Genomic DNA, 6,699 nt, shown 5'->3' with positions numbered 1-6,699 from the left:
GTGCACGGCTTCTGCCTGGACATGGGGACCTTCCACTTCCAGCGCGAGATGCTCGCCGCCCGCGGTGACTACCGGATCGTCGCGTACGACCAGCCACCGACCCGTCCGAGGAGCGCACCGTCGACCTGGACCGGCACCGCCGGCCCGACCGCCCGGTGGTGACGGACCTGGACCGGGACGGCCGGCCCGTCGAGCGCCCCGACCTGGACTCCCCGACCGCTCCGGTCGCGGTCGGCCCGAAGCCGCGGGCCAGCCTGCTGGCCACCCTCGGCCTGATCGTCTCGGTGGCGGGCGCGCTGTTCGTGCTGACCGGCACCCTCGCCGGGTACGGCATCGGGCTCGGCGCCGTGGGTGCGGTGCTCTCCGTGCTCGGTCTGATGGCCACCCGCCGCCGGCACATCGCCGGCAAGACGGACGCGCTGATCGGCATCATCGCCGGCCTGGCCGCCGTGGTGCTCGGCGTGGTGGCGATGACCGGCCAGTTCGACTGGCCGACCACCGACGGCCAGTGGGTGGGTCGCTTCCGCGAGTGGCTTGATTCACAGTTTGCCAACTGGTTCTGACGGGCACTGTCCGGCTCGCCGGCGCAGCGCCGGCACGCCCGATCAGCTCTGGTGGTTCACCAGCCGGGCAACACCTCTTTCGGGGGCGGCGGTTCGCCGCCCCCGACGTGTGTCCGGGGCCGCCTCCCCCACCTCGACCCCCTCGCGCGCGTCCAGCAGCTCCTCCCAGTGCTCCCGGGCCCAGGCGCAGGCGACCTCCATCGGACCGAGCAGGCTGCGGCCCAGCGGGGTGAGCGCGTACTCGATCCGCCCGGCCTGGACGTCGCGCCGGATCAGCCCGTCCTCCGCCAGCTTGCGCAGCGACCGGGTGAGCACCTTGGCGGTGACGCCGCGCAGCGGCACCCGCAGCTCGGAGAAGCGCCGGGGCCCGCCCTCGAGGCAGCGGATGACCATCCCGGCCCACTTGTCCCCGAACCGGATCGGCGACAGGTCCGACGGACAGAGCTCGTCGAACATCTGCGGGTCGAGCGGCGTGACCATCCGCCCACCGTAGTCGGTATCCCGGGGGAAACCGGCCCCCCGGATAGCGTCCGCCGCGAGCGGCCGGCGACCGCGCCGGCCCGCGACGACGAGGGGTACGCGGATGAGCAGGATCATCGTCTTCGGTGCCGGTGGCCGCGCCGGACGCGCGGCGGTTCGGGCGGCCCGGGAGCGGGGGCACCAGGTCACGGCCGTGGTCCGGGGCCCGGCCGACCATCCCGGGCTGGCCGGCGACGGCCCGGTCCGGGTGGCCGCCGGCGACGTCACCGACGCCGGCCGGGTCGCCGAGTTGGTGGCCGGGCACGACGCGGCGGTGCATGCGGCGGCCGACCTCAGCGCCGCGCCGGAGGTGTTCTTCCCGGCGGCGGCCCGGGCGCTGCTGACGGCGTCGGAGCGGGCGGGGGTCGGCCGGTTGCTCGTGGTGGGGCTCGCCTCGGTGCTGCCGACCGCGGCCGGCGTGCCGCTGATGGACACCCCCGGCTACCCGCAGGAGTACCGGGGCTTCTACCTCGGGCACGCGGCCGGGACGGAAGTTTTGCGCCGGGAGGGGTCGGCCGTCGACTGGCTGGTGCTCAGCCCGGCCGGTGACTTCGATCACGGCGGCACGGACACCGGCCGGTACCGGTTCGCGCCGGCCCGGGCCGCGAGCCGGATCACGTACGCGGACCTGGCGGTCGCCCTGCTCGACGAGATCGACACGCCCCGGCACCGGGGGGCGCACCTCGGGGTGGAGCGAGCCTGACGGACGACGCAACGATCCACCGCGAGAAGTGCACCAGACGCAACGATCCGACGCCGTACGCAACTTCTCGCGGTGGATGTCGTCGGCCCGCCCCGCATACCGTTGGACCACGGCGCCAGCCCGTGGGCCGACGGTGGCCGGGCGCGCCCGACCCCTGGGAGCACGACATGACGATGGACGCCACCCGCCAGCGCTTTCTGATGTGCCGGCCGACGTACTTCGCCGTCGATTACGCGATCAACCCGTGGATGGACCCCACCGCCCCGGTCGACGCCGACCTGGCGATCCGGCAGTGGGAGCAGCTCCGCCAGACGTACGTCGACCTGGGTCACGAGGTCGAGCTGATCGACCCGGTGGCCGGCCTGCCGGACATGGTCTTCGCCGCCAACGGCGGCACGGTGATCGACGGCAAGGCGATGGCGGTGCAGTTCCGCGACCCGCAGCGCGCCGACGAGGCCCCCGCCTACCGCGCCTGGTTCGAGGCCGCCGGCTTCGAGATGCACGACCCGAAGCACGTCAACGAGGGTGAGGGCGACGTCCTGCTGGTCGGCGACCACCTGCTCGCCGGCACCGGGTTCCGCACCGCGCACGCCTCGCACGCCCAGCTCCAGGAGGTCTTCGGCTACCCGGTGATCACCATGCAGCTGGTGGACCCGCGCTTCTACCACCTGGACACCGCGCTCACGGTGCTGGACGAGCGGACCGTCGCGTACCTGCCGGAGGCGTTCTCGCCGGGCAGCCGCGCCGTGCTGCGCCGGCTCTTCCCGGACGCGATCCACGCCACCATGGCGGACGCCGAGGTGCTGGGGCTCAACGCGGTCAGCGACGGGCGGCACGTGGTGCTCCCCGCCCAGGCCACCGACCTGGCCGCCAAGCTGCGCGACCGGGGCTACGAGACCATCGGGATCGACCTGTCCGAGCTGCGCAAGGCCGGCGGCGGACCGAAGTGCTGCACGTTGCGACTCCGTCAGGGAAAGGCAGTCAAGTGATCATCGACGACATGCTGCGGACGCCGTCCGCGGTCCGCGAGGCGGAGCGCCACACGGCGCACAACTACCACCCGCTGCCCGTGGTGATCTCGTCCGCGGAGGGCGCCTGGCTCACCGACGTGGACGGCCGCCGCTACCTGGACTGCCTGGCCGGCTACTCGGCGCTGAACTTCGGCCACCGGCACCCCCGGCTGATCGAGGCGGCGCACGCGCAGCTCGACCGGCTCACGCTGACCAGCCGCGCGTTCATCCACGACCAGTTCGCCGACTTCTGCCGGGAGCTGGCCGAGCTGTGCGGCAAGGACCTGGTGCTGCCGATGAACACCGGCGCCGAGGCGGTGGAGACCGGCATCAAGGTCGCCCGCAAGTGGGGCTACCAGGTCAAGGGCGTCACCCCGGGCCAGGCCAACATCGTGGTCGCCGAGGGGAATTTCCACGGCCGGACCACCACCATCGTCAGCTTCTCCACCGACGAGGACGCCCGCGCCGACTTCGGGCCGTACACGCCGGGCTTCACCGTGGTCCCCTACGGCGACCTGGCCGCGCTGACCGCCGCGATCGACGAGAACACCGTCGCGGTGCTGCTCGAGCCGATCCAGGGCGAGCAGGGCGTCGTGGTGCCGCCGGAGGGCTACCTGCCGGGCGTCCGCGCGGTCTGCACCGAGCGCAACGTGCTGTTCATCGCCGACGAGATCCAGTCGGGCCTGGGCCGCACCGGCGCGACGTTCGCCTGCGACCTGGAGGACGTCGTCCCGGACATGTACCTGCTGGGCAAGGCGCTCGGCGGCGGCATCGTGCCGGTCTCCGCGGTCGCCGCGAACGCCGACGTGCTCGGCGTGCTGAAGCCGGGCCAGCACGGCTCGACCTTCGGCGGCAACCCGCTGGCCTGCGCCGTGGCCACCGAGGTGGTCCGGCTGCTGGCCACCGGCGAGTTCCAGCGGCGCTCGGCCGAGCTGGGCGAGCGGCTGCACGCCGGGCTGCGTGGCCTGATCGGCAAGGGCCTGGTCGCGGTCCGGGGCCGCGGCCTCTGGGCCGGGCTGGACATCGACCCGGCGCTGATGACCGGCCGGCAGGCCTGCGAGCGGCTGATGGAGCGGGGCGTCCTGGCCAAGGACACCCACGGCTCGACCATCCGGCTCGCCCCGCCGCTGGTGATCACCGAGGAGGAGATCGACCACGCGGTGGCCCAGCTCGCCGCCGTGCTGGAGGGCTGACCCACCCCGTACGCGCAAGGGCGCCGGGACCACCACGGTCCCGGCGCCCTTCGTCGTCGGGGTCAGGGACGCGGCAGCCGCATCGCCATGGTGGGTGCCTCGGCCATCACCGAGGTCGGGCTGAACTTCGCGTCGCTGGGCAGGTCGTCGGCCCGGCCGACGTGCACCCCCGGGTAGAGCTCCACGATGTCGCCCTCGGCGAGCACCCGGGACTGCTGCGGCGCGAGCGCCAGCCGGTCCGCCTCGGCCATCGAGCCGCCCGGCCGGATCCCCGAGCCGTTGGTGCTGGTGTCCGTCACGATCACCTCACCGACCCGCAGCTCGAACCGGACGTGACTGCGGCTGATCCACCGCCGGGCCTCGTCGTTGAGCCACTGGCCGAGCACCACGCCGTCGGCCTGGTCCGGCGCCCGGCCGACCAGCACCGGCTGCGTCTCGGTGAGCACGAACCGCCGCCGCACCAGCCCGCCGATCCGGACCGCCAGCACCTCCGTACGCGGGCGCGGCCCGGCGTCACCGAGCCGGGCCCCGTGCCGGGGACAGGTCGGCACGCCGTTGCGCAACGACGGCGGCGGCTGACCGGCCGGGGCCCGGTCCACCCGGGCCAGGTCGGCGAAGGCGCCCCCGCCCCCACCGCTGCCGAAGAGGGCACATCCGGGCTCCGGGCAGCGCCACTGCCGGGCCAGCAGCTTCGCGCCGACCGGTGAACGGCCGCCGGAGGTCGGGCTCTGCCCGCCCCCGACGTGGGCGATGAAGACCGGCCCGCCGGCGCCGGGCACCGGGGCGAGCGCCCGCCCGGCCTGGCTGAGCCACGGGTAGCGGCCCTGCAGGCCGTCGAACCGGACCCGGCTCAGCACCGGCAGGCCGAGCAGGTCGGCCACCTCCAGCACCCGGTCGCCGGGCTGGTCCAGCACCTCGACCAGGCCGTCGTCGGCCCAGCGTCGGACCACCATCCGCTCGTTGGAGGTCAGGTCCGCGTCGGAGAGCAGCGCCCGGTGCACGATGGCGTAGACCGGGACGCTGTCCTCACCCAGCTCGCGGGCGAGGGCGTCGATGACCATGCCGAGCCGTAGCAGGCTGGCCGGCCGCCCGCCGTCCAGGTCCTGCCAGCGAATCACCTCGGCCAGGTCGACCACGGCACGGGCCAGCGAGGGGTCGGTGCTGACCCGCCCCTCGATGGCGTCCAGCACCTTGCTGATCTCGAATCTCATGCGGCGCTCCGGACGATGTCGTCGATCCGCCGGGCCGGGGTGAACCCGCCCGGCTCGTCCCGCACCGCCTCGGCGGTGAGCACGTCTGCCATGCGACGACCCTACCGGCAGGGGCCTGCGCGCCTGCTCAGGCACGTGCCGGGTCGTTCCGGGAGGGCTCCCGGCGCAGCTCGCCGCCCACCTCGTGCAGGTGCGCCAGCGCCTGTCGGTACGACTCCACCAGCCCGGTCTCCACGTACGGGATGCCCTGCTCCGCGCAGTAGGCCCGGACGATCGGCTGCGCCCGGCGCAGGTTGGCCCGGGGCATGTTCGGGAACAGGTGGTGCTCGATCTGGTAGTTCAACGCGCCCAGCGCCACGTCCACGAACCGGCCGCCCCGCACGTTGCGTGAGGTGAGCACCTGCTTACGCAGGAAGTCCAGGTCGTCGTCGGCGGACGGCATCGGCATGCCCTTGTGGTTGGGGGCGAACGCGCACCCCATGTAGAGCCCCCACAGCCCCTGGTGGACGGCGACGAAGAGCAGCGCCTTGCCCGGCGGCAGCACCGCGAGGAGCAGGCCGAGGTAGCCGACGGCGTGCGCCACGAGCAGCAGCCCCTCCACCGCGCGGTGCCGGACCGGGGTGCGCCAGCGGCCGTCCGGCTCCCGGCCGACCAGCGCCTGGACGCTCGCCACGTGCAGCGCCAGCCCTTCCAGCAGGAGCAGCGGGAAGAAGAGCCACGCCTGCCGCCGGGCCAGCCACCGGCTCAGACCGCGGGTCGCCGCCGCCTGCTCGTCCGTCCAGACCAGCGCGCCCGCGCCGACGTCCGGGTCCTCGTCGGTGTGGTTCGGGTTGGCGTGGTGGCGGTTGTGCTTGTCGACCCACCACCCGTAGCTGAGCCCGACGGCGAGGTTGCCGGCGACCAGCCCGGCCAGCTCGCTCGGGCCGCGCCGACGGAACATCTGCCGGTGCCCGGCGTCGTGCCCGAGGAACGCCACCTGGGTGGTGGCCACCGCCATCCCGGCCGCCAGCGGCAGCTGCCACCAGGAGTCGCCGACCGCCACCACCAGCGCCCAGCCGGCCAGGAAGGCGCCGAGGGTGACCGCGATGCGGGCCGCGTACCAGCCGGGCCGGCGGTCGAACAACCCGGCCTCGGCGACCCGGTGGGACAACCGTGCGTAGTCGCTGCCCCGCCGGGCCGGTGGTGCCGTCAACGTCGATGAGGTCATCCGATCCCGCTCCCGGTGTCGTGGATCGCGCCGGTGGCGCGACTCTCCGTCACCGAGTCTGGTCAAGATGGTTGCGCAGGGTAATCCTGGCAGCCCCCCAACCGCGGGTGGTGTTTTCCCTACCCCATCCGGCCAACTAGGGCGCGCAGCCGGGCCAGGTCCCGGCGGCGCCGCTCGTAGGTGGCCGCCAGCGCGATCAGCGCCAGCCCGCCCAGCCCCAGGAAGATCCACCGGGGCAGCAGGTCCCAGCCCCGGGCCACGACCGGATACTCCAACTCGAAGTCACCGTCCGC

The 6,699-nt window shown here is 74.0% G+C and carries 8 protein-coding genes; 4 read left to right on the top strand and 4 right to left on the bottom strand.

The genetic code is table 11. The features are described from left to right. Window positions 1–158 precede the first annotated feature (158 nt). On the top strand, window positions 159–563 hold the full coding sequence (locus tag ACWEVO_RS25965) for a hypothetical protein (RefSeq protein ID WP_452310120.1): 405 nt from the start codon (window positions 159–161) through the stop codon (window positions 561–563). Window positions 564–605: 42 nt separating this feature from the next. On the opposite strand, the gene ACWEVO_RS25960 is transcribed toward ACWEVO_RS25965, so the two are convergent. Then, a complete protein-coding gene (locus tag ACWEVO_RS25960; RefSeq protein ID WP_452310119.1) occupies window positions 606–1,043 on the bottom strand; it encodes a winged helix-turn-helix transcriptional regulator in 438 nt (145 codons plus the stop codon). Window positions 1,044–1,146: 103 nt separating this feature from the next. Between ACWEVO_RS25960 and ACWEVO_RS25955 the strand changes: the two genes are divergently transcribed. From ACWEVO_RS25955 to rocD, 3 genes are all read left to right on the top strand, one after another. Then, entirely contained in the window at window positions 1,147–1,785 is a 639-nt protein-coding gene (locus ACWEVO_RS25955; RefSeq protein ID WP_452310118.1) for an NAD(P)-dependent oxidoreductase, read from the top strand. A 173-nt stretch (window positions 1,786–1,958) separates the two neighbouring features. Next, window positions 1,959–2,774: a dimethylargininase gene (gene ddaH, locus ACWEVO_RS25950; protein ID WP_452310123.1), complete on the top strand. Its 816-nt coding sequence runs from the start codon at window positions 1,959–1,961 to the stop codon at window positions 2,772–2,774. After that, window positions 2,774–3,988, top strand: coding sequence for an ornithine--oxo-acid transaminase (rocD, locus tag ACWEVO_RS25945; RefSeq protein WP_452310122.1), 1,215 nt, complete (start codon window positions 2,774–2,776; stop codon window positions 3,986–3,988). The genes ddaH and rocD overlap by 1 nt, the downstream gene beginning before the upstream one ends. A gap of 62 nt (window positions 3,989–4,050) precedes the next feature. Here the strand turns inward: rocD and ACWEVO_RS25940 are convergent, their stop codons facing one another. From ACWEVO_RS25940 to ACWEVO_RS25930, 3 genes are all read right to left on the bottom strand, one after another. Beyond that, window positions 4,051–5,199, bottom strand: coding sequence for an FHA domain-containing protein (locus ACWEVO_RS25940; protein ID WP_452310117.1), 1,149 nt, complete (start codon window positions 5,197–5,199; stop codon window positions 4,051–4,053). A 127-nt stretch (window positions 5,200–5,326) separates the two neighbouring features. Further along, entirely contained in the window at window positions 5,327–6,406 is a 1,080-nt protein-coding gene (locus tag ACWEVO_RS25935) for a fatty acid desaturase family protein (RefSeq protein ID WP_452310116.1), read from the bottom strand. A 119-nt stretch (window positions 6,407–6,525) separates the two neighbouring features. Further along, the gene (locus ACWEVO_RS25930; protein ID WP_452310121.1) at window positions 6,526–6,666 is read right to left on the bottom strand and encodes an SCO7613 C-terminal domain-containing membrane protein; all 141 of its coding nucleotides are present in this window, start codon (window positions 6,664–6,666) and stop codon (window positions 6,526–6,528) included. Window positions 6,667–6,699: the final 33 nt, after the last annotated feature.

Source organism: Micromonospora sp. NPDC003776 (assembly GCF_053605645.1).
Note: the sequence above shows the minus strand (reverse complement) of the source record. Positions and strands in the feature narration are given on the sequence as shown.